The following is a 22,152-nucleotide window of genomic DNA, read 5'->3' on the forward strand; positions in this document are numbered from 1 at the left end:
AATGCGGGACCTTGAAGCACGGATCAATGCCGCAGAAGCATTGATTTTCGATTGCGACGGGACGCTCTTGAAGACGCCGGATCTATATACGCTTGGCTGGCAGTCAGCTTTTGGCGCAGCAGGGCTGAAGATGGATGCAGATTGGTATCACGCGCGCGCCGGCATGTCCGAACATGTGCTCATGGATGAGTTCGAGGCGGAAAGGGGCGTGACCCTCGATCGCAGCAAGACAGTCCGCGACCTCCGAAAGGCCGTCCTTCGGCAAATGCACACGGTCGCGGAAATCCCTGCCATCGCCTCAATTGCCCGCAAGTATCATGACAGAAAACCGGTCGCTGTGGCATCGGGAGGCCCAAAGGCCATTGTGATCCCGGCTTTGGAGGCGGCCGGTTTACTGCCGCTTTTCAAGTCCGTCGTCACAATGGACGACGTCGCCAACGCAAAGCCCTCGCCGGACCTGTTTCTTTTGGCTGCCGAAAATCTGGCAATTCCAGCAAAGGCCTGTCTGGTCTTTGAAGATAGTCCACAGGGGCTACTTGCCGCCGAAAGAGCCGGGATGTCAGCAATTGACGTAAACGGTCTTATGTAGTCTCACGCAGTTGCAGTCTGCGCCGCGCGCTGTTGCCCGGGCAATGTGTGCTGTTCAATGCATGTTTGCGCAAAGACATCGCCCACAGCAATGAGAACCGGACCTGTGGACTGCAGACTGTCGACACCTTTTGCCAAATTTGTAAGGCAACCTGACCATGAAGCCGCGTTGTGGCGGGAGATATTGGTCATCACTCTCACGGGCGTTTGTGATGACAGGCCCTCGGCAATCAATCGCGCACTGATCCGCTCCGCCATACGCCCGGCCATGTAAAACACCGTCGTGGTCGCAGGGTCTGTGAGCCCTTTCCAGTCGACGGTTTCTGGCAACTTTCCATTGCGCGCATGCCCTGTCACGAACCGTACCGATTGCGCGTGATCGCGATGGGTCAGCGAAATGCCGAGTTCGGCAGCCATCGCGGATGCAGAAGTAATGCCCGGCACAACGCTCGCTGGAATACCCTCATCAGAAAGGCGCTGAAGTTCCTCGCCCGCACGGCCGAATATCATCGGGTCGCCGGATTTCAGCCGAACCACATTCTTGCCCTGCCTTGCCAGGGAGACCATCAGATCGTTGATATCCTCTTGCCGGCAGCTCTCCCGGCCACCCCGTTTTCCGACCATCATTCGTTTCGCCTCTCGGCGGGCGAGCTCCAACACAGTGTCGTCAACCAGATCGTCGAACAAAATGACATCGGCGGCCTGCAAGGCCCGCATCGCTTTCAACGTCAGGTTTTCCGCATCGCCCGGGCCTGCTCCGACCAGCGTCACGCGCCCTTGCCTTACATGGCCGGCCTCGTCGAGGAGTTGTTCGAATTCTTCAAGATTCATTGTTTCGGGGGCTGATCTGGATGAAAACGCCAGGTCGACGAAACGCTCCCAGAAGCGGCGGCGTTCAGCCCCCACCGCCAGCGATTTCATAACGCGCCCGCGGATTTGTTGCGCCAGCACAGCCCAAACGCGCAGTGAGGACGGCAATAGAGTTTCAATCCGCCGGCGAATCGCTTGCCCCAAGATGGGCGCAGCCCCATTGGTTGAAACGCCAATGACGACGGGCGATCTATTTACTATCGATCCGAACTGGAACTCACAAAACGGCGGATTATCGATAACGTTGACAGGTACACCGGCAGCCTTTGCCGCGCAGAAAAATGCTTGCGCTTCGCCTTGCGACCGCGCATCGGCGATCGCAAGGCATGCACCTTCAAAGCTGTCCATCGACCAGCACTTTTGGTGGTGAACAAAACGCCCTTTGACACTTCCGGCCTCGAGCAACCGCTCGAAAGTCTGCTCCAACTGCTCAGCGAAAACGTGAACTTCCGCTCCTGCTGCCGCCAGAAGTTCAGCCTTCCAGGCTGCGGCATCCGTTCCACCGGCCAGAACAACCCGCTTGCCTTCCAGGGAGAAAAACAAAGGCACACTTGCCAGGGGTTCGACCCGGACAGCCTGGCGTTTGGACCCGACTTCAACCGGCCTGCGCAATGTCGACATCCTCCGAGATCTCCCTGCTGAAACCATCAATGATCGCCTGGATCTCAGAACGGCAAGACCCGCAATTCGTTCCGGCCTCCAGGCAAGCACCAATGGCGCTTAAACTGGTGGCTCCATCCTTGACAGCAGCTGCAATCTGGCTGTTGCCGACCTGAAAGCAGGAACAGACGATAGCGCCCTTGTCGGGCATATCAGCTGGAGAGCGACCCGCCAGAACCTTGAAACGCTGGTCCCTGGAAAGGGCAGGGTTCTCAAGCAGGCTGCAGGCCCATTGACGCGACACGGAAACTGGATCTTTTGAAAAGAAAAATGCCCCGTCCAAATCATCGCCGCACCACCCGGCAAAGCGCAGATTTCCAGATTTGCGATCTTCGAAACTGAGCGGCTCTATTGCGTCGCCCATAAGGCTTTCGGCAAGAGCTGCGAGATCGATCTGCTCAATTCCGGCCATCTCGATCCGCCAACCGCCTCTGGTCGGTGCGACCGCCCAATAATCAACGTCCAGCTTCTGTGGCTTGATGCGCACGACAGCGAAGCCGTACCAGGAAAACTGTATTTTCCGAATTGCGACCGGGGTGAATTTCGATCCCGGTTGACCGGAGACAGGGTCGGTTTCAGGCGCGACAACGGCGTCCACCCGTGCTTGGGAGGCGACCTGATCCGTCCAGTGCATCGGCACAAACACTGTGCCTTTGAGGACTTTTTCCGTCACCTGCGCACGCACCACGACCGCGCCAAACGGGCTTTTCACCTCAACCAGGTCGGCCGCTTTGATGCCGGATTGCTCTGCATCCGATGGATGAATTTCCAGGTAAGGCTCTGCAATATGTGTGGCGAGGCGCGGAGTCTTACCGGTCCGGGTCATCGTATGCCATTGATCGCGGATACGGCCTGTGTTGAGAACAAAAGGATATTTGCGTCCGATCTCGCGCGGCTCTCCGACTTTCGTTGCCACGAAAGTCGCCTTGCTATCTGGGGTGAAGAAGTTTCCGTGTGCGAAAAAACGTGTATCTCCGTCTGACCGCCTCTTACTCGACTGCGGCCACTGGAGGGGTTCCAGGCCGTCGAATTCCGAAAGTGTCAGGCCAGCCAAGGCGCTGATATCAAAATCGCGGCTGCCCCGGTTTTCATGTCCGGAGAGAGCGGCGTGTTCGCGAAAGATCGCATCAGGACCTGAATAGTCAAAGGCCTCTTCGAAGCCCATACGACAGGCAACCTCACTCAATTGCCACCAATCAGGTCTGGTTTCTCCCGGAAGATCGAGCAGGCTTCTCTGCCTTGAAATCCGCCGTTCTGAATTGGTAACAGTGCCATCTTTTTCGCCCCAGGCAGCTGCTGGCAGCAGCACATTGGCATACTCAACCGTATCAGCGGCCCTGGTCACGTCGGAAACAACAACGAACGGACACGTTTTCAGAGCATCGGCAACGCCATCGGCATCCGGCAGGCTGTCGACAGGGTTTGTCGCCATGATCCACAAAGCCTTGATCTTACCGCTGCGCACCGCACGGAACAGATCAACCGCCTTGAGCCCTGGCCTTTCGGCAATGACCGGACTTTGCCAGAATTCTTGTACAATGGCGCGATGCCTCGGGTTCTCGATCGCCATATGCGCTGCAAGCATATTGGCAAGGCCGCCAACCTCTCGCCCACCCATAGCATTGGGTTGCCCTGTCACCGAGAAGGGGCCCATGCCTGCTCTACCGATGCGTCCGGTTGCCAAGTGGGTATTGATGATCGCATTGACCTTGTCGGTCCCGGTGGTGGACTGATTGACGCCCTGGCTATAAACGGTGACGGTTTTTTCCGTGCGCGCAACCATAGTGTAATAAGTTGCCAGATCACGCGGCGCCAGACCTGTCGCCTTTGCAATCTGTTTGATTTCACAAGCGCCAGCCATCGCCAACGCGTCTTCAAATCCCTTCGTGTGGGTCTTGATATAGGCCTGGTTCAACGCCCCGGCTTCCGACAGGAATGCCAGCAGACCGTTGAACAGGGCGACGTCAGTGTCGGGCTTCAGCGCCAGATGCAGATCCGCGATGGCGCAGGTTGCCGTTTCTCTCGGGTCAACCACAACGACCTGCATCTGCGGATTGGCCGCCTTCGCAGCTTCGACCCTCTGAAATAGAACAGGATGGCACCAGGCAAGGTTGGACCCGACCAGCACCAGCAGCTCACAGGTCTCCAGATCCTCATAGGTTCCCGGGACCGTATCACTGCCAAATGCGCGCCGATGACCGGCAACCGAAGAGGCCATGCACAAACGCGAATTCGTGTCGATATTGGCCGACCCGATAAACCCCTTCATCAGCTTGTTCGCGACGTAATAATCTTCAGTCAGTATTTGACCTGATACATAAAAGGCAACGCTATCGGGCCCGTGTTCGCGAACAGCCTGGGAGAAGCGCCCTGCGACAAGATCGAGAGCCTCGTCCCAACTTGCTTGTGTGCCCTCGATTTCCGGATGAAGCAGCCGATCGTCCAGTGAAAGCGTCTCACCCAGGGCCGAGCCCTTGGAACACAGTCGTCCGAAATTCGACGGGTGTTCCGGATCACCTGAAATGGCGACCGACCCATCCTCCTTGACCTGTGCAAGCACGCCGCAACCCACCCCGCAATAGGGGCACGTTGTCTTGACCGTTTTTACTGTTTCTTGACCGGCCATACGGCGAAGCTCCTTGGGCTTTCCTCGATTTTTGTTTTGATGTGTTTGTTCAGGCAGCCGTTCGGCGGGCCAGATCGTCGGCTGCGAGCAAAATCGTTCCGTTCTCGATCTTTGCGGTCGTGACGGGAACCTTGCCGTTGTCAGCGCCTTGTGCGAGGCCCGTTGCGAGATCAAAAACCCAGTTGTGCAAGGGGCAGGTCACAGACGTCCCATGGACGATGCCCTGGCTGAGCGGCCCGCCCTTGTGAGGGCAGCGATCATCAAGCGCGTAGACCTCATCATTGACGGTTCTGAACACCGCGATACAACCAGCCGATGTTTTCACAACCCGTGCGCCCTCGCGAGGTATGTCGGACAACGCTCCGATAGCGACCCAGTTTCTGGTTTCCGCCGTCATTCCGCAGCCTCCCTGGTGAATACAGCCATAGGATTGAATTCGTGTTTGTCCTTCCCGGACACACGCTCTGACCAGGGATCAACCTGTGCGAATTTCTGCGAGAAGACGAAGCGCTCGAAATAGGCTTTGCGCCGATCATGATCTTCCATGATCTGTTGCCGGATCTCGTCATATCCGACACGCTTTGCCCATTTGTAGATCCGCTCCAGATACCAGCCCTGCTCCCGGTACATCTGCGTGAGCGCGACAACATGCTCAAGGACCTCTTTCTCGGTCTTGACCAGCCCAAGGACTTCCGTCCCCTTGATATCGAGGCCGGCGGCACCGGCGTAGTGGATCTCAAATCCGCTGTCGACACAGACCACGCCAATGTCCTTGCAAGTCGCCTCAGAACAGTTGCGCGGGCAGCCGGAGACCGCCAGTTTCAGTTTTGCCGGCGTCCAGGACCCCCACATGAATTTTTCGAGCTTGATGCCGAGACCGGTAGAATCCTGAGTTCCGAAACGGCACCAGTCGGATCCAACACAGGTTTTGACGGTACGCAGGCCCTTTGCATACGCTTGACCGGAAACAAATCCCGCCTTCCCAAGGTCTTCCCAGACCGCCGGCAGGTCTTCTTTCTTGATACCCAGCATGTCGATGCGCTGACCGCCGGTACATTTGACCGCCGGGATGTCGAATTTGTCGACAACGTCGGCAATCGCCCTCAGTTCCTTGGACGATGTCATCCCGCCCCACATCCGCGGAACAACCGAATATGTGCCGTCTTTCTGAATGTTGGCGTGAACACGCTCATTGATGAACCGGGATTGATAGTCATCGGCATATTCATCCGGCCAGTCCGAAACCAGATAATAGTTCAGCGCCGGGCGGCACTTGGCACAGCCACCGGACGTCGTCCACTCCAGTTCCTGCATGACTGACGGAATGGTTTTGAGTTCCTTCGACTTGATAAGACGACGAACCTCGTCATGGCCCAGAGGGGTACAGCCGCACATGGGTGTCACCGCCGCCGGGTTGTATGCATCGCCAAGGGTCACTTGCATCAGCTGCTCGACCAGGCCGGAGCAGGTTCCGCAAGACGCAGAAGCCTTGGTATGCGCCCGGACATCATCCAGGCTGTTCAGGTCCTTTTCCCTGATCGTGGTAACGATCTTTCCTTTACATACGCCGTTGCAGCCGCAGATTTCCGCATCATCCGGCAAGGCTGCAACGGCCGCCATAGGGTCCAGCGGGGCACTCCCCTGGTAGGCCTGGCCAAAAATCAGTGTCTCGCGCATTTCCGAGACATCCGTTCCCTTCTTGAGCAGATCGAAGAACCAAGGACCATCGGACGTCTCCCCATAAAGGACCGCTCCAATGATCTTGTCGTCCTTCAGGACAAGGCGTTTGTAGACACCAGCAGCCGCGTCCCGCAGTACGATCTCTTCGCGATCCTCGCCTTCTGCAAAGTCGCCAGCGGAATAAAGATCAACTCCGGTTACCTTGAGCTTGGTCGCCGTGACAGAGCCGGCGTAGCCCGACGATCCCTCCAGCAGATTGTCGGCAATCACCTCCGCCATTTCATAAAGGGGTGCAACCAGACCGTAGCAGGCGCCCTGATGTTCGACACATTCGCCAAGGGCGAAAATGTCGGTATCGCTGGTCCGCATGTCATCCGTGACGAGTATACCGCGATTAACGTCTAGCCCGATGGATTTCGCCAGTCCGGTTGATGGCCGGATGCCAACAGCCATGACGATGATACCCGCTTCGATCTCCGCACCGTCATCCAGACGTATAGCCTTCACATTGCCATTGCCGTCATCGACAATCTCGTGGCTATTGGCTTTGGTACGGACATCAATGCCACGCCGCTTGAATTCTTCTTCCAGTAGGTGCCCTGCGGCCGGGTCGAGCTGACGTTCCATAAGGGTCGGCATGAGATGAAGAACGGTGACCTCCATACCCTGCATTTTCAAACCGGCGGCCGCTTCCAATCCCAGAAGTCCGCCACCAATCACCACTGCGCGCCCACCGCGTTCAGCCGCTGCAAGCATCTTGTCCACATCATCCAGATCCCGGTAGGTCAGAACGCCATCGAGGTCTTTGCCCGGAAGCGGAATGATGAATGGGTTGGAACCTGTCGCAATCACCAGCTTGTCGTACGTGGCAGTAACACCGTTTTCCGACGTGACGGTTTTTGAGGTCCGGTCGATATTGCTCACACGCGCCGACTTGTGAAGCGTGATGCCATGCTCGGCATACCAATCATCACCATGGGTGATGATGTCTTCATAGGTTTTCTCCCCAGAGAGGACAGGGGACAACATCAACCTGTTGTAGTTGACCCTCGGCTCGGCGTTGAAAATTGTGACCTCGTAGGCCTCTTTGTCCTTTTCGAGCAGATATTCAAGCATCCGCCCTGGGGCCATGCCGTTCCCGACGATGACAAGTTTCTGTTTGCTCATTGTCTTCCTCCCCGGCTTCACTCAGCTGCCTCTATCGCGGCTCTCTGCCTGGCCATGCGGGCTGCGCGTTTTTCCTGGATGGATTTCAGTTGGTCTTCACTTGGATCTGCGCCGCCCTCATAAGCTTCAAGGAAATCGAGAAGCTCTTCGCGATAGGCGTAATAATCCGGATGCGCGAGCAGCTCTTTACGCGAACGAGGGCGCGGAAGATCGACCTCCATGATGTTGCCGATCCGGGCATTCGGCCCGTTCGACATCATCACAACCCGGTCTGCGAGCAGAATGGCTTCGTCGACGTCATGAGTGACGCAGACCGCAGTCACCTGCGTGCGCTTCCAGACATCCATCAGAACGTCCTGAAGCTCCCAACGCGTCAGGCTGTCCAGCATTCCAAAAGGCTCGTCGAGCAGAAGCAACTTCGGTGACAACGCGAATGCACGTGCAATACCGACGCGTTGTTTCATGCCGTTGGAAAGATCCACCGCCGCCTTTTGCATGGCATCTGCCAGGCCAACTTTCGACAGGTAGTATTCGATGACATCGCGCTTTTCTGCCTTGGATGCATCTGGATACACCTTGTCGACACCCAGTTCGACATTCTCATAAGCTGTCAGCCAGGGCATCAGACTTGGAGCCTGAAATACAACGGCCCTGTCAGGACCGGCCTGGGTGACATGAGTGCCGTCGAGGACGATCGCACCTTCCGTGATCGGGTTTAGCCCTGCGACCATTGAAAGGACCGTTGACTTGCCGCAGCCGGAGTGACCAATCAGGGTGATGAACTCGCCCTTCTTCATCTTCAGTTCAAAACCGTCGACAACGGTCAGCGGCCCTTTGGGGGTCGGATAGACCTTCTTCAACTGTGAGAAATCGAGAAAACGGTCCTGATTGAAGCTCTCTGCCGCGCGCTCATAGGCGACGGGCAGCTTGTCGCCCTTCTTGGTCCGCTGCGTGATCGGCACAATATTGGGCAAGACGATATCGCGTTCCAGATCAGCTCCACGCTCGGCGCCGACCTGCATCAGGTATTCCGTAACTTCGGCACGCAATCTGATGAAATCGTCGTCGTGGTTCAGTTCACCCCGTTCACGTGGCCGCTTGAACGGCACCTTGAATTCAGGACCAAGCGTCGCTGGCGTGCCCGGTTTGAGCGGAAGGATACGGTCGGCAAGAAGAATGGCTTCGTCCACATCATTGGTGATGAGGACAATCGTCTTCTTCTCCTCTTCGCAAATTGCCGCGAATTCGTCCTGAAGCTTCGCACGGGTCAGAGCGTCGAGTGCCGATAGCGGCTCATCAAGCAAGAGCAACTCCGGCTGCATCGCAAGCGCTCGGGCAACCGCAACACGCTGGCGCATACCGCCGGAAAGCTCAGCAGGCTTTCGCTCGCGGGCATGACCCAGCCCCACCATGTCGATATACTTGTCGCAGATTTCCTTGCGTTCCTTGGCGCTCTTCTTTTTGAAGACACTGTCGACCGCGAGCGCGACATTTCCTGAAACCGAGAGCCACGGCATCAGCGAATAGGACTGAAACACGACACCCCGGTCCGGGCTCGGCCCATCTATCTCCTTGCCTTTGAACACAATGCCGCCCGCATCAGGTTCCATGAGGCCAGCCAGAAGCGAGATGAGCGTTGTCTTGCCGGTGCCGGAGAACCCGACAATGGCAATGAATTCGCCTTCTTCCACTTTCAGGTTGATGTCTTCAAGGACGTCAGTCCGGCTTGCAGCTTCGCCATAACATTTGGAGACGCCGGCTATTTCCAGAAAGGACATATCTGCACTCCTTATCTGTTGGCCGAGAAAGTGAAGGCACGCTGGAGGGCAAACATCAGACGGTCGAGCATGAAGCCGATAATCCCGATGGTCAGAACAGCGACCATGATTTTCGCAAGCGACTGGGAAGACCCGTTCTGGAATTCATCCCAAACGAACTTTCCAAGACCCGGGTTCTGGGCCAGCATTTCCGCTGCAATCAACACCATCCAGCCCACGCCGAGAGACAGGCGCAAACCAGTGAAAATCAAAGGAAGTGAAGACGGCAGGACCAGCTTGGTCACCGTTTTCCATGTCGGCAGTTGAAGGACTCTGCCGACATTCATCAGGTCCTTGTCGACCGATGCGACACCGAGCGCGGTGTTGATCAGCGTCGGCCACATGGAGCAGAGCGTAACAGTGACGGCAGAGATCAGGAGCGACTTCGACAACCAGTCATAGGGATTGGCGTAGGTTGCCGACACGATCATGGTCACGATAGGCAGCCAGGCGAGCGGCGAAACAGGTTTGAAGATCTGTATGAGTGGGTTGATCGCACCGTTGAAGGTTCTGGAAAGACCGGACGCAATGCCAAGCGGCACCGCGATGATTGTGGCGATCAGAAAACCGAGGCCGACGGTTTTAAGCGATGTCCCGATCTGATCGATGTAAGTCGGCTTGCCTGTATAGGTACGCCACTTAATCTTGTCGGTCTTGCCTTCGGCTTCAAATTTGGCGTTGCGCGTGTCTTGCCGCTCATAAAACACAGCGGCTTTTTCGCGTTCGCGGACATGATCTTCCCAAAGATTGATTGTTTGCGCCCAAACCTGCGCGGGCCCGGGCACCGCTCCAAGAGACGTTTGAACCTGTGGCGCCAGAACACCCCAGAGCGCCAGAAATGCAGCAATCCCGAGAATGGGAATTAAAAGAACGCGCTTCAACTCACCGAGTTGCTCTTTTGGACTGTCGCCGGCAGCGATTTTCAAGAGCGGCACAGACCAGGACAGGCCAAGTGCATCCAGCCAACCGGCAGCTTTGTTAATTCGGGTGAAAAGCCGTTCCTTGCGCGCGATGCGCTCAAGGTCCTGGCTGCCTGCAATATCGGCATTGGCCATGATGAGTGTCCTTGGTCGGATTTCTTTTGTTTCGTTTGAACTTGGAAAAGAGGAGCGGCGAAGGCTGCAAATCCGCCACTCCAGTTTCTCTGTGGCTTAGCCGCCCACAACCTCGTTGCCATCGACGACCTGCTTGCCTTTCAGGCCGATTGGGAGGCTGTCGAGATAGGCATTGGGTTGCTTGCCGTCGTAGGGGATGCCATCGATGATGTCTTCAGCCGGGGTCGGAGCGCGGTATCCGTCCGTGTCCCATGGGAAGTCTTCTTCGGCGACATGGCCTTCCTCGACCAGCAATCGTGCTGCCGCCAGGTAGATTTCCGGCTGATAAACCGACTTGGCAACTTCATCATACCAACTGTCGGGTTTGTGCTCGCCGATCTGCCCCCAACGGCGCATCTGGGTAAGGTACCAGACGGCATCAGAATAGTAGGGATAGGTCGCGAAGTAGCGGTAGAAGACATTGAAGTCCGGAACGTCGCGCTTGTCACCTTTTTCGTATTCGAAAGTGCCGGTCATGGAGTTCGCAATGACCTCCGCATCAGCACCGACATATTCGGACCTCGCCAGGATCTCGACGGCCTCCATGCGATTGGCGTTGTCGTTTTCATCGAGCCATTTGGCTGCGCGGATCAGAGCTTTCGTGATTGCAAGCGTCGTGTTCGGGTTTTCTTCGGTAAACGCCTTGGTGAGACCGAAGACTTTTTCAGGATTGTTTTTCCAGATCTCGAAGTCGGTGATGACCGGGACGCCGATCCCTTTGAAGACGGCTTGCTGGTTCCATGGCTCTCCCACGCAATAGCCATAGATGGTACCGGCTTCCAGGGTTGCCGGCATTTGGGGCGGCGGCGTAACAGACAGCATGGCTTCTGCCTGGATCTGACCGGAAATATCTGACTCCGAATAAAAACCTGGATGAATGTCACCTGACGCAAGCCAGTAACGCAGTTCGTAATTGTGCGTGGAAACCGGGAAAACCATCCCCATGTTGAACGGCTTGCCCTCGTCAATGAACTTGTCGACCACGGGCTTCAGCGCTTTTGCTGAAATCGGATGCTGCGGGCGCCCATCATCCATCTTCGGAATGTTCGGCTTCATCATTTCCCAAATCTCATTGGAAACGGTGATGCCGTTGCCGTTGAGATCCATGGAGAACGGTGTAACGATATGCGCCTTGGTGCCGAAACCAATCGTGGCCGCAAGCGGCTGACCAGCCAGCATATGTGCGCCATCAAGTTCACCTGTGATGACCCGATCCAGCAGAACTTTCCAGTTCGCCTGAGGCTCCAGGGTTACAAAGAGCCCTTCTTCTTCGAAATAGCCAAGTTCATAGGCGACCGCGAGCGGCGCCATATCTGTCAGTTTGATGAAGCCGAAGGTCAATTCATCCTTTTCAACATCAAGCATTTCTGCAAATGCGCCGGAAGACGGCACCAAGGCGGTTGCAGCCATGAGTGCGCCAAGAGCAACCCGGCGAGTCATCTGGAAGGTTTTTGCCATTGTCACGTCCTGTTCCCTTTTTTGCCCCGCTGCCTTGGCATTGGGGCCAAACAAAAGAAAAGCCGCCGACTGACCCTGCATGTATGGGAGGAGGAAACATGCAGATCAGAGCGGCGGCTTTGCCTGTGCGCCCTTCGATGGACGCGATATCGGTTGGGCCAACGTCGGCCACGTCACAATTAAAAGCATGAAGTGTGCCAGTTCGTGGAAAACTTTCTTTATTGCTTAAAAACAGACACTTAATTGAAAAAATGGTCTCGATGCATTTCCATAACCTGCTCGTTTAGTCAGCTAATGCAGCAGGCAAATGATCTTTTTTTGTGCAACGCAGCGAAATCCGGTGTTTGTTTACCGGCTCATTCGCAAGTCTGATCCGATACCCTGGTAACAAGGGTCGCACTTCATATCATCTGCACCCGATCCGCTTACACATCATGGTGCAGGGGAACGCTTCGGCAGTCTCCAATCTCTTTCAAAGGGATGGTGTAACGACTGAACAGAGCATCTCGTTGGCGCTAGGCATCAAAGAGTTTGATCGCGGGCTCCAGCCAACTGTCCTCAAGCCCGAGCGCAGACCGGTAGATCTGCGGAGAAAAAACTGCTTCCGCCTGACTGAAGGCCTCTTCAGATGCAGACGCTTGTCCCCAACGCACCATTTGTTCAAAAAACCAACGGCCATGGGCGGGCATTGGCGCCGCTTTGGAGCCTCCGGAAAAACTCAAAAAATCGGGTTGGGATAACTCCGGCTCGCCAATATCGAAACGCATCTGTCCGGTGATTGCTGGCATGCAAATTTCCATTGGACAAGAAAGAAGATCCGGACGGGAGAGTATGCCAGCCAGTTGCTCGGCGTTTTCCGGAGATGCGCACCATTCGGCCGCCGCTGAAAATGCGCGTAGCAAGGCAGCAAGTGTTTCGGGATTACGTTCCGCCCAAGTATGCGTCACACCCAATACTTTTTCAGGACTATCCGGCCAGATCGCTTGTTTGTATGTGACAATCCGACCGGTTCCCGCCGAAACCGCCGCCGTGTTCCATGGTTCGCCAACGCAGTATCCGTCAATCTGCTTTGCTTGCAACGCATCTGCCATGACCTGAGGCGCAAGGACTGAAATCTCAACATGAGTGTCCGGATCGACGCCTGCTGCCGCCAGCCAATATCGGAGTTCGTAAGCATGCCCGGAAAAGGGATGCACGACACCAAACCGCAAAGGCGGATTTCCGTCGGAGTGCCGCGAAAAGATTATGGATGCCAATGCTTTGCCAGTTGTAACCGGATCCCCTTTCAAATCAGCTCCAGAGTCAGTCATTTGCTGCCACAGGTCCATCGACACCGTGATGGCGTTACCTCCGAGGCCCAGAAGCATTGGAGCTTTCATGGGGACCGCCAAACTCGTGAGATTGAGCGTCGCGGCGATCGGCATCGGGGCAAGCATGTGAGCAACATCGAAATGACCGACCGAGATGCGATCTCGGATATTTGCCCAGGAAGTTTCGCGGACCAGTTTAAGAGCAACCCCCTCTTCCTCGGCAAATCCCATCTCAGCGGCAATTACCGGAACAGCGCAATCAAGCAACGGAATGAAACCAGCTATGACGGGTCTTAACTTAGGGTCCATTACTCTTCGCTCCCCTGGTAGGCCGCTCCTCCCCGACCGTTCAATCTGACTGTCATGATCTAGTCTCCCAGCAAACCGCTGGCGATAACCAGACTTTGCGCGACATCTATAATCTTGCGGCTTTGGTTCATGGCTGTTCTGCGCAGAAGATCGTAGGCCTCCTGCTCTGACAGCCCTTTCGATTTCATCAAGATACCTTTGGCCCGGTCGACAGTTTTCCGATCGGCAAGTTCTGTTCGCGCTTCTTCAAGGTCACTCGCAAGTTTTGAAAAAGCGCGGAAGCGGCTGATCGCCATATCCAGTATGGGCTTGACCCGTTCCCGTCGGAGCCCGTCAACAACATACGCCGAGACACCGGCATCGACTGCAGCTTCAATCGACTGACTGTCGGCACTGTCCACGAACATGGCAATCGGTCTGTGAACCGCCCGTGACACCTGAAACATGTGTTCGAGCTGATCGCGATTTGGATTTTCCAGATCGATAACAATTACATCGGGATTGATGTCGGCAATTTGCCGAACGAGACCGTCCATCTGATGAACGACAATGACTTTGTCATGTCCCGCGTCCTGCAAGCCTTCTTCGATGATCGACGCTCGGATCTTGTTGTCATCTATGACCAGTATGGACAAACCACCATTCATGCCGCCATTATGCGCAGGACTATTTTTTATGCAATCAATTTGCTGCACTGCGTCATTTCAATTCCTGAGAGCAAGGCAACAAGGCTAACATTGCCACCCAACCTTTCTTTTTGGGCCGTGTTTGTTTCACGAAGAATGCCCACAGGTTTGGTTCCTGTTTGATATGGTCGTAGTGCTTTCCCCTTCTGGGGAACTGCGCTTATGGTTCTTCGGCGCGTTTTGAAAGTTTCATCTGGCTTTGCAGGGCATCGGCCTTCCGGCTCAGGCGTATTCGTCGATCATGCTGACATGAGCCGCCACGACCTGCCATCCTGCATCCGTCCTGACCCAGGTCTGCATCTGGCGGCCGACCTTGCCCGGAGACGTGTCGCGGTAGAAGAGCGTTGCGGCTGTCGCAAAATCGGCTCCGTAGGTGGTAATGACGGTCTTGGCCAATGTCCGATCAAGATTGCCACCGGCCCTTGCCGACCGGAACGCGGCGATTTCAGCGTAGCCGTAGAGATTTTCCCCACCGCCATAGCGGATCGTGGTCGGCGCGTTCAGGAACAGCCGGTCCAGCGTATCGACATCATTGCTCACCAGCGCCGTCTCATATTCCTCGAAAACCGCCTCGACCTCTGCCTTAACGGCTGCGATGTTGATCTCCATCAGTCTTGGCTCCCTGCAGTTTCCATGCGTGCACGCAGTTTATTTAGGAACGGGATGTCCCGGTACTGGTCCGGCTGCACTTTATCCCAGGCGACACCGCGCGGCTGTGCGAAGGCCGTCCCGGTCTCGATAAGTTCCGCTTCCGTCGCGATGGCATGCAGCGGGCTGTCATGACCCATCATCACCAGCCGGTCGTTGTCTACGACCTGTGAAGAATGCACCGTCGTCGTGATCGGCGCGTTCGGTTTCAGCTTCGAGAGTTCACGAAAGATGCCGAGTTCCAGGTCGGCAAATCCGCCGCCCTTTCCCGTGCGCGCGCCCTGACGGCTGACCGCAACGCAACCGACGACAACAAAATCCAGAAGCTCCATATCCTCGAACTCGACCGGGTCGCCATGTTCGACGAAGCCTTGCGAGGTCGCCGCCAGTTCGAACTGGATACCTTTGCGCGCAAGTGTTTCGGGGTCCAGCCGGACGAAGGGAAAAGGCTTCAGGAGTTCCGGAACGGGCGCATAGACGATCTTGCCCTCGTAGAGCGCGCGCAGCCGGACCGGAATCTGCGGCGGATCGGGATTGCACTTGACGACCCTGGCCGCCTGCCATTCCGGCAGCCTGGCAAGGTTGCGAGCCGCCAAGTCCGCGCCGGCGAAATTCGGGATGCAGCTGAAAGCGGGCCCAATGCTGGTCCCGCTGTCTTCGAGACCGGCCCAGACCGCCTGCCGGATATTGTCCTTGTCCTGATTCCGGCCCGCCCAGCGCGCGTTGTCCATGATCATGTCCCCTGGCTCACAAGTTCGGCCCGCCGGGCCGCGACTGGCGCTTTGCAGGTGCCGTCCTGCTCGAGGCGCGACGCAATCCTGAGCGCGATATCCTCCCGCCACGCCGGTGCGATCACCTGGACGCCGATCGGAAGCGAAGCCTCTTCAAGCCAGACCGGCACCGCGACGACAGGCAGGCCGATAAAGGAGATCGGTTGGGTGAAGAGGCCGATATTCGGCCGCGCGGGCATAGTCTCCCCGTCGAGCGTGATGGTTTTCGTTCCGGAGGGAAGCGCCGAGAACGGCGTTGCTGGTGCCAGTAAGGCATCGACATGCTCGAAGATGCCGCGCATCATCGCCCGGAACCAGCTTCGGAAGCGCTGTGCCTGTTGCACCCAGAGGGCAGGGACCATGGTGCCGGACAGGAACCTGTCGCGCGTGTCCGGATCGAAGTCCTGCGGCCTGTTGGTGATCCGCTCGAGATGAAGGGCGGCACCTTCCGCCACAGTGATCACATAGGCGGACGCGCGCGCCCTCGCAGCTTCGGGAATGTCGATTTCAGCCGAGACGCCAAGCGCGTTGGCAACCGCGTCCACGGCAGCAAGAGCTTCCGGTTCGGCTTTCTGCCTGAAATAGCCTCCGGCGACGGCGATCCGCAGGCCATCCGTGCCCTTTACCAGCTCCCCGCCCGTTGACAGGACCGGCCGATCCGGTTGGGCCGGATCGCTGATGTCGCGTCCCTGCAGCGCATCGAACACCAGCGCAAGATCCTGCGCCGAGCGGGCCAGAGGGCCGAGATGATCGAGACTGCCGACAAACGGAAAGGTTCCGTGGCGCGACAGACGGCCATAGGTAGGTTTCAGCCCGAACAGGCCGCAGAAAGAAGAGGGCACGCGGATGGAGCCGTTGGTGTCCGAACCGAGGGTAACGGGAACCATGCCGCTGGCCACCGCCGAACCGGCTCCGGAAGAGGAGCCACCGCTCATGCGGCCGGGATCGTGCGGATTGAGGCAATTCCCGTCATGTGCGTTTTCGCCGGTAAAGTCATAGGCGTATTCGCCCATGTGCAAGCCGCCCATCAGGATACCGCCGGCCCGGCACAGCTTGGTTGTCAGGGTCGCATCGGTCGTGGCCGGCAGGTTTTCCAGGTTGATCTTCGACCCGGCCCGGGTCACCAAACCCTTGATGTCGAACAGGTTCTTGACCGCGAAAGGCACCCCGGCCAGAGGCAGATCCGCACCGACGGCAATCGCAGCATCAACGCTCTCGGCCTCGGCCATGGCCCGATCCGCGGTCACATCGGTGAACGCATTGAAAACCGGGTTGAGCGTCTCGATCCGCGACAGCGACGACCGGACGACGTCGACTGCCCTCAGCTCGCCAGATCCGACGGCGGAGGCAATCGCGGCCGCGCTTTCCGGTACAGCGCTCATGCCTCGAACACCGGAGCAGCTTCGATGTCTTCCCCGAGTGGGAAGGACAGCACAAGTTCTGCGGCTTTCTGCGTGGCGGCGATATGGGCTTCCACGACGGGACGCCAGTCGTCCTCAATGGCCAGCCCCATGATTTTTTCCATGTGGGCGACATGCGAATTGGCATCGAATTCAGCGCTCATGGACACTCCCGTTATTGCTATATTGCTTTTTCGAACGAAGCCAGCGGCGCGGTCCAGCCGACAATGCCGCCCTGCGCGCGGATCATGTCGAGTGTCGCCGCCTTGAACGCAGGGAAATAGCTTTCCGTCGCCTCCTCGATCAGGAGACATTCGAAGCCGCGGTCATTGGCCTCGCGCATGGTTGTCTGGACGCAGACTTCCGTGGTAACGCCGGCAAAGACCAGGCTTCTCGCACCAAGCTCTTCCAGGATAATGCCCAGCTCCGTTGCGTAGAACGCGCCCTTGCCAGGTTTGTCGATGACGGTTTCCCCGGCGACCGGCGCGCACTCGGCGATGATCTCGGCACCCGGCTCGCCCTGGATCAGGATCCGCCCCATAGGCCCGATGTCGCCAATCCGAAGCGCCGGGCTGCCACGGTCCCGTTTGGCGGGCGGACAGTTGCTCAGGTCCTGCGCATGCGTCTCCCGCGTATGGATGACAGGCCAGCCCTCCTCCCTGAACAGGCGAAGCAGCATTGCCGTTGGGGCGATGGCCCGTTGCATGTGGGAGATATCGTTGCCGAGCGTCTCGCCGAAGCCGCCCGGCTCTATGAAATCCCGCTGCATGTCGATGACGACCAGGGCCGTTGCGGCGGGGTCAAACGTGAACTCGAAAGGCGAAGCATCGACCGTGATCATCAGTGATGCCCCGCCATTGCATGGCCGATCGTGGCCCTGTCCGTTTCCGTCATAGGCGACTGGTATGTGACCCTGCCTTCCGACATTACCGCGACCGTGTCTGCAAGCTCCAGAATCTCGTCGAGATCCTCGGACACAAGAAGGATAGCGGCACCCTTGTTGCGCTGGTCCATGATCTGCGCCCGGATTTCCGCGACCGAGGCAAAATCGAGCCCGAAACACGGGTTGGCGACGATGAGGATATCGACCTCGTGAGACAGTTCCCGCGCCAGGATCGCCCGCTGTACGTTGCCGCCGGAGAGGTTCTCGATCGGCTCTTCGGTCGAGGGGGTCTTGACCCGGTAGGCGGCAATCAACTCTCGTGCCCGCTTGCGCATCGGCGGCGGCGAAAGCCAGCCCTTGAAAGGCGAGATCGGTGCCTTGTCGAAGGTTCGGAAGGCCATGTTTTCCGCAACGCTCATGTTTGGCACGGCCACGTTTTTCAAGGGTTCCTCGGAAAAGCCGAACACCTTGAACCGGTCCATTTGGTCCCGCTCCGGTTCATAGGGCTGCTTGTCGACGAAAATCCGTCCGTCCGTTGGCTGCCGCTGCCCGGACAGGACCTCGATCAACTCGGACTGGCCATTGCCGGAAACACCTGCGATGCCGAGGATCTCACCCGCGTGGATCTTCAGGCTGATCGCCTCAATGGCAGGCAGCTCAGAATCGTCATCCGCGAACAAACCGGCAAGCTCCAGCTTCAGGGCCTTCTCCGGCTGGTCTACCCGGGCCGCGCTTTCGCGGATCTCCGTTTCGCCGATCATCATGCGGCTCATTTCCTCGACGGAGAGATCCTGAACCCGGCCACTGTCGACGACACGCCCGCGCCGCAGCACCGTGACATCATCGGCATAGGCCGTCACTTCCCGAAACTTGTGGGTGATCATAAGAATGGTGAGCTCGCCCGCTTCGGTCATGCCGCGCAGGAGCCCGAGCACCTCGTCCGCCTCGTCCGGCGTCAGCACCGATGTCGGCTCGTCGAGGATCAGGAAGCGCTGATCGAGGTAGAGCTGCTTCAGAATCTCCAGCTTCTGCTTTTCGCCCGCGGAAAGGCTCGAGACCTGTACATCCAGCGGGACCTTGAAGGGTGTTGTCTCGAGAAAAGCATTGAGCGCCCTGCGTTCACTCTTCCAGTCGATCACCGCCGGGGTGTCGGCGCGGGCGATGACAAGGTTTTCCGCCGCCGTCAGGGACGGCACAAGCGTGAAATGCTGATAGACCATGCCGATCCCGCACGCATGTGCCGCGCGTGGATTGGGGATCTCGACTTCGCTGTCGTCGACCAGCATCGTGCCACTTGTCGGCTGGTAGAAGCCCATCATGCATTTGACGAGCGTGGATTTCCCGGCACCGTTCTCGCCCAAAAGCGCGTGAAAGGACCCGGGTGTGACCCGGATCGACACGTCGTCGAGTGCGGTCAGGCTCGCAAACACCTTGGTCATGCCGAGGGTTTCAACGCCAATGGCTCGGAACTCAGGGTCCGCGAACTGTGTAACACTCATTTCGGCGCTCCTCCGACGGCAAGTTCCAGTCCGGCCAGCAGCGCGTCGCTGTCGGCGACCGCACCGAAAACCCCACCCTGCATGGTCACCATCTTCAGCGCCGCCTCGTGATTGCCTGGATCGGTCGCCGCGCAGCAATCCGACACAATCAGACATTCAAAGCCGCGGTCATTGGCCTCGCGCATGGTGGTGTGCACGCAAACATCGGTGGTGATCCCGGTCAGGATCAGGTTGTCGATGCCTCGGGTTCTGAGCAGCAGTTCCAGGTCCGTGGCGCAGAAGGAGCCCTTGCCCGGTTTGTCGATAACCGGTTCGCCGTCGGCGGGCGCAAGTTCGGGAATGATCTCCCAGCCTGGCTCGCCGCGAACCAGGATCTTGCCGCAGGGACCCGGGTCACCTATCCCCGCTCCGATCTGTTGGGACCGCCAGCGCTTGTTGGCCGGCAGATCGGCGAGATCCGGGCGGTGCCCCTCGCGGGTGTGAATGATGTGATAGCCTCTGGCACGCATGGACGCGAGCACCTTGCCGATCGGCACGATCGGCGCGCGTGTCAGGCCGATATCGTAGCCCATGCTGTCTACATAACCGCCTTTGCCGCAGAAATCGGTCTGCATGTCTATGATGATCAGCGCCGTGTTCTCCGGCCTGAGATCACCGTTATAGGGCCAGCTATAGGGAACCGAGGCGACCTGCCCCTTGACCTCGTCCGCATCGAGCGTTTGCGCAAGGCTCATGTAAGTCACTCCGCCGCGTCGCTGAGGGCTTTTTCACCGAAAACCCGCACCGGCTCTTCGAAGCCGCAGGAGGTTCCGTCCGTGTGCAGGACCTCGTCTTCCCATGGCAACCGGTACCGACCCGCCGCGAGATCAGTCATGTAGGTGTAGGGACAGTCCTGCGCCCCGCCCTTCACGGCAACATAGCCGCGATGGCCAAACTGGTAGATATTGTTTTCCACGCTCCAATTGATGCGCGCCTCGCGCACGAGGTCCGGCCGGACCTCGGCGGTGATGATCTCGTTCGGCCGACCGTTGGTACCGTGGGCCAGGATTGTGCCGTCGAAATTGACGATCATGCCCTCGCCCATACTGTCGAAAGTTCCGTCAGTGCCGCACATGCAGACATTGGCAGTCACCATGAGATTGCAGAACGCGTTGGACTGGTTGGTGAATTTCCAGCTGTCACGGATCGGGGCCGTGTAGCCAGCGGTCCGGATCATGATTTCCGCGCCTTTGTAAGCGCATTCGCGGGCCATTTCCGGAAACATGCCGTCATGGCAGATGATCAGCGCCATCCTGCAGCCGTTCGGGCCGTCGATCACCGGAATGCCCTGGTCTCCTGGCTCCCACGGCTCCACCGGCACCCATGGATGCATCTTGCGGTAATAGAGCTTCAGCTCGCCGGTATTGTCGATGATTAGCCCGGAATTGTAGGGCATGCCGCCGGGATTCAGCTCCATGATGGAGAAGCAGCCCCAGATGTCGTTGTCGACACAGGCCTGCTTGAAGGCGGCAACCTCCGGCCCGTCGAGCGAGCACATGATGTCCGGGTTGGTGTCCATTGACAGGCCGTGCAGGGCGTATTCAGGAAAGACGACCATATCCATGCTCGGCATGTTGCGCCGCGCCTTGGCCACCATGTCGACAATCACCTGCGTCTGGTTCGCAAGGTCGACCTCGCTCACCACCGTCGGCAGCTGCAGCTGCACCATGCCCAGGACCACGCCGTTCGGGGCTTTATTCAGTCCACCAAGTCCGCTCATGTCGTGGCTCCTTATTTGGTGATCGAGAGTTCGCCCGGCGCACCCTTAAGGGACCGCCTCGGTGAGGAGCTCGCAATCATGATCAAGAGGGTGAGGATGTAGGGCGCCGCATTGAAGAAGTGATAGCCGCGCGAGATGCCGATGGACTGCAGCGCTGGTCCGAGCGCCCCTGCCGCGCCGAAGAGCAGCGCCGCCCAGAAGCAGGCGATCGGGTTCCACCTGGCAAAGATCACCAACGCAACTGCCATCAGGCCCTGACCCGACGACAGACCTTCCGTCCAGCTGCCCGGATAGTAGAGCGACAGGAAGGAACCGCCGATGCCGGCGAAAAACCCGCCCGCCATGGTCGACAGCAACCGGACCTTGTCGACATTGATGCCGAGCGCGAGGGCTGCCGGTGCACTGTCACCGGTGGTGCGGATGGTCAGGCCGTACCGGGTGTTCTTGAGCGCCCACCAAAGGAACACGGCAAGCGCGATGCCAAGCAGGAACAGCGGATTGATTTCCAGTGCCTGGCGTACGCCCGGATGTTCGCTCCAGGTGCCGAAGGAGATCGACGGCAAGCGCGGTGCGGATGGCTGGATATAGGCCTTGCCGAAAAAGAAGGCGAGGCCCGTGCCGAACAGCATCAGGGCGATGCCGATGGCAATGTCGTTGACCTTCGGCAGCTTGCACAGATAGCCGTGCAGTGCCCCGAAGCCCGAGCCGCAGATGCCGGCGACGAGCACGCCCAGCCAGGGTAAGCCCGTGTGATAAGAAATCGCGTAACCGGACATGGCACCGAAGACGAGTGTTCCCTCGAGACCCAGATTGATGCGGCCGGATTTCTCCGTCAGCATTTCACCCAGACTGACGAACAGGAACGGGGTCGAAACCCGGATGGCTCCGGCAAACATCGCCAGAAGCACGGTCATGAGACCTGCGTCGC

The 22,152-nt window shown here is 57.9% G+C and carries 19 protein-coding genes; 1 reads left to right on the top strand and 18 read right to left on the bottom strand.

Annotated features, from left to right (window positions below):
* The first annotated feature begins 1 nt into the window (after position 1).
* A complete protein-coding gene (locus tag Q0835_RS25575; RefSeq protein ID WP_298965593.1) occupies positions 2–589 on the top strand; it encodes an HAD family phosphatase in 588 nt (195 codons plus the stop codon).
* Positions 590–591: 2 nt separating this feature from the next.
* Here the strand turns inward: Q0835_RS25575 and cysG are convergent, their stop codons facing one another.
* The 18 genes from cysG to Q0835_RS25665 form a co-directional block, all read right to left on the bottom strand.
* Positions 592–2,079: a siroheme synthase CysG gene (gene cysG / locus Q0835_RS25580; protein WP_298965596.1), complete on the bottom strand. Its 1,488-nt coding sequence runs from the start codon at positions 2,077–2,079 to the stop codon at positions 592–594.
* Complete coding sequence (locus tag Q0835_RS25585) at positions 2,054–4,744, bottom strand: nitrate reductase (RefSeq protein WP_298965599.1); 2,691 nt, start codon at positions 4,742–4,744, stop codon at positions 2,054–2,056. Before Q0835_RS25585 ends, cysG begins: the two co-directional genes overlap by 26 nt.
* A gap of 49 nt (positions 4,745–4,793) precedes the next feature.
* Complete coding sequence (nirD, locus tag Q0835_RS25590; protein WP_298822406.1) at positions 4,794–5,141, bottom strand: nitrite reductase small subunit NirD; 348 nt, start codon at positions 5,139–5,141, stop codon at positions 4,794–4,796.
* The gene (nirB, locus tag Q0835_RS25595) at positions 5,138–7,591 is read right to left on the bottom strand and encodes a nitrite reductase large subunit NirB (RefSeq protein WP_298965602.1); all 2,454 of its coding nucleotides are present in this window, start codon (positions 7,589–7,591) and stop codon (positions 5,138–5,140) included. Before nirB ends, nirD begins: the two co-directional genes overlap by 4 nt.
* A gap of 17 nt (positions 7,592–7,608) precedes the next feature.
* Complete coding sequence (locus tag Q0835_RS25600; protein ID WP_298965604.1) at positions 7,609–9,369, bottom strand: nitrate ABC transporter ATP-binding protein; 1,761 nt, start codon at positions 9,367–9,369, stop codon at positions 7,609–7,611.
* A gap of 11 nt (positions 9,370–9,380) precedes the next feature.
* Positions 9,381–10,463: an ABC transporter permease gene (locus tag Q0835_RS25605; protein ID WP_298965606.1), complete on the bottom strand. Its 1,083-nt coding sequence runs from the start codon at positions 10,461–10,463 to the stop codon at positions 9,381–9,383.
* Between the two features lie 96 nt (positions 10,464–10,559).
* Positions 10,560–11,960, bottom strand: a complete 1,401-nt coding sequence (locus tag Q0835_RS25610; protein ID WP_298965609.1) for a CmpA/NrtA family ABC transporter substrate-binding protein — start codon at positions 11,958–11,960, stop codon at positions 10,560–10,562.
* 515 nt (positions 11,961–12,475) lie between these two features.
* Positions 12,476–13,579 (bottom strand): CmpA/NrtA family ABC transporter substrate-binding protein, encoded by a 1,104-nt coding sequence (locus Q0835_RS25615; protein ID WP_298965612.1) that lies wholly within the window; start codon positions 13,577–13,579, stop codon positions 12,476–12,478.
* 59 nt (positions 13,580–13,638) lie between these two features.
* Complete coding sequence (locus Q0835_RS25620) at positions 13,639–14,226, bottom strand: ANTAR domain-containing protein (protein ID WP_298822400.1); 588 nt, start codon at positions 14,224–14,226, stop codon at positions 13,639–13,641.
* Positions 14,227–14,487: 261 nt separating this feature from the next.
* A complete protein-coding gene (gene hpxZ, locus Q0835_RS25625) occupies positions 14,488–14,874 on the bottom strand; it encodes an oxalurate catabolism protein HpxZ (RefSeq protein WP_298965615.1) in 387 nt (128 codons plus the stop codon).
* Complete coding sequence (locus tag Q0835_RS25630; protein WP_298965618.1) at positions 14,874–15,650, bottom strand: 5-formyltetrahydrofolate cyclo-ligase; 777 nt, start codon at positions 15,648–15,650, stop codon at positions 14,874–14,876. Before Q0835_RS25630 ends, hpxZ begins: the two co-directional genes overlap by 1 nt.
* Positions 15,647–17,065 (bottom strand): AtzE family amidohydrolase, encoded by a 1,419-nt coding sequence (locus Q0835_RS25635; protein ID WP_298965620.1) that lies wholly within the window; start codon positions 17,063–17,065, stop codon positions 15,647–15,649. Before Q0835_RS25635 ends, Q0835_RS25630 begins: the two co-directional genes overlap by 4 nt.
* Positions 17,062–17,247: a DUF4089 domain-containing protein gene (locus Q0835_RS25640; RefSeq protein WP_298819607.1), complete on the bottom strand. Its 186-nt coding sequence runs from the start codon at positions 17,245–17,247 to the stop codon at positions 17,062–17,064. Before Q0835_RS25640 ends, Q0835_RS25635 begins: the two co-directional genes overlap by 4 nt.
* Before the next feature lie 17 nt (positions 17,248–17,264).
* On the bottom strand, positions 17,265–17,924 hold the full coding sequence (locus Q0835_RS25645; protein ID WP_298965623.1) for an isochorismatase family cysteine hydrolase: 660 nt from the start codon (positions 17,922–17,924) through the stop codon (positions 17,265–17,267).
* Positions 17,924–19,465, bottom strand: a complete 1,542-nt coding sequence (locus tag Q0835_RS25650) for an ABC transporter ATP-binding protein (protein ID WP_298965625.1) — start codon at positions 19,463–19,465, stop codon at positions 17,924–17,926. Before Q0835_RS25650 ends, Q0835_RS25645 begins: the two co-directional genes overlap by 1 nt.
* A complete protein-coding gene (locus tag Q0835_RS25655) occupies positions 19,462–20,199 on the bottom strand; it encodes an isochorismatase family cysteine hydrolase (protein WP_298820157.1) in 738 nt (245 codons plus the stop codon). The genes Q0835_RS25650 and Q0835_RS25655 overlap by 4 nt, the downstream gene beginning before the upstream one ends.
* A gap of 5 nt (positions 20,200–20,204) precedes the next feature.
* Positions 20,205–21,224: a formamidase gene (locus Q0835_RS25660; protein WP_298965628.1), complete on the bottom strand. Its 1,020-nt coding sequence runs from the start codon at positions 21,222–21,224 to the stop codon at positions 20,205–20,207.
* 11 nt (positions 21,225–21,235) lie between these two features.
* Positions 21,236–22,138: an ABC transporter permease gene (locus tag Q0835_RS25665; protein WP_298965702.1), complete on the bottom strand. Its 903-nt coding sequence runs from the start codon at positions 22,136–22,138 to the stop codon at positions 21,236–21,238.
* Positions 22,139–22,152: the final 14 nt, after the last annotated feature.

The sequence above is a fragment of the uncultured Roseibium sp. genome (assembly GCF_947499295.1).
Taxonomy (GTDB): domain Bacteria; phylum Pseudomonadota; class Alphaproteobacteria; order Rhizobiales; family Stappiaceae; genus Roseibium.

Excerpts from the sequence above, each read along its gene's own strand:
- cysG (WP_298965596.1), bottom strand. The coding sequence starts at position 2,079 with ATGTCGACATTGCGCAGGCCGGTTGAAGTCGGGTCCAAACGCCAGGCT.
- nirB (WP_298965602.1), bottom strand. The coding sequence starts at position 7,591 with ATGAGCAAACAGAAACTTGTCATCGTCGGGAACGGCATGGCCCCAGGG.
- Q0835_RS25605 (WP_298965606.1), bottom strand. The coding sequence starts at position 10,463 with ATGGCCAATGCCGATATTGCAGGCAGCCAGGACCTTGAGCGCATCGCG.
- Q0835_RS25650 (WP_298965625.1), bottom strand. The coding sequence starts at position 19,465 with ATGAGTGTTACACAGTTCGCGGACCCTGAGTTCCGAGCCATTGGCGTT.
- Q0835_RS25645 (WP_298965623.1), bottom strand. The coding sequence starts at position 17,924 with ATGATCACGGTCGATGCTTCGCCTTTCGAGTTCACGTTTGACCCCGCC.
- Q0835_RS25630 (WP_298965618.1), bottom strand. The coding sequence starts at position 15,650 with ATGATCATGGACAACGCGCGCTGGGCGGGCCGGAATCAGGACAAGGAC.
- Q0835_RS25655 (WP_298820157.1), bottom strand. The coding sequence starts at position 20,199 with ATGAGCCTTGCGCAAACGCTCGATGCGGACGAGGTCAAGGGGCAGGTC.
- nirD (WP_298822406.1), bottom strand. The coding sequence starts at position 5,141 with ATGACGGCGGAAACCAGAAACTGGGTCGCTATCGGAGCGTTGTCCGAC.
- Q0835_RS25620 (WP_298822400.1), bottom strand. The coding sequence starts at position 14,226 with ATGAATGGTGGTTTGTCCATACTGGTCATAGATGACAACAAGATCCGA.
- Q0835_RS25610 (WP_298965609.1), bottom strand. The coding sequence starts at position 11,960 with ATGGCAAAAACCTTCCAGATGACTCGCCGGGTTGCTCTTGGCGCACTC.
- Q0835_RS25575 (WP_298965593.1), top strand. The coding sequence starts at position 2 with ATGCGGGACCTTGAAGCACGGATCAATGCCGCAGAAGCATTGATTTTC.
- Q0835_RS25635 (WP_298965620.1), bottom strand. The coding sequence starts at position 17,065 with ATGAGCGCTGTACCGGAAAGCGCGGCCGCGATTGCCTCCGCCGTCGGA.
- Q0835_RS25615 (WP_298965612.1), bottom strand. The coding sequence starts at position 13,579 with ATGGACCCTAAGTTAAGACCCGTCATAGCTGGTTTCATTCCGTTGCTT.
- Q0835_RS25640 (WP_298819607.1), bottom strand. The coding sequence starts at position 17,247 with ATGAGCGCTGAATTCGATGCCAATTCGCATGTCGCCCACATGGAAAAA.
- Q0835_RS25665 (WP_298965702.1), bottom strand. The coding sequence starts at position 22,138 with ATGACCGTGCTTCTGGCGATGTTTGCCGGAGCCATCCGGGTTTCGACC.
- Q0835_RS25600 (WP_298965604.1), bottom strand. The coding sequence starts at position 9,369 with ATGTCCTTTCTGGAAATAGCCGGCGTCTCCAAATGTTATGGCGAAGCT.
- hpxZ (WP_298965615.1), bottom strand. The coding sequence starts at position 14,874 with ATGGAGATCAACATCGCAGCCGTTAAGGCAGAGGTCGAGGCGGTTTTC.
- Q0835_RS25585 (WP_298965599.1), bottom strand. The coding sequence starts at position 4,744 with ATGGCCGGTCAAGAAACAGTAAAAACGGTCAAGACAACGTGCCCCTAT.
- Q0835_RS25660 (WP_298965628.1), bottom strand. The coding sequence starts at position 21,224 with ATGAGCGGACTTGGTGGACTGAATAAAGCCCCGAACGGCGTGGTCCTG.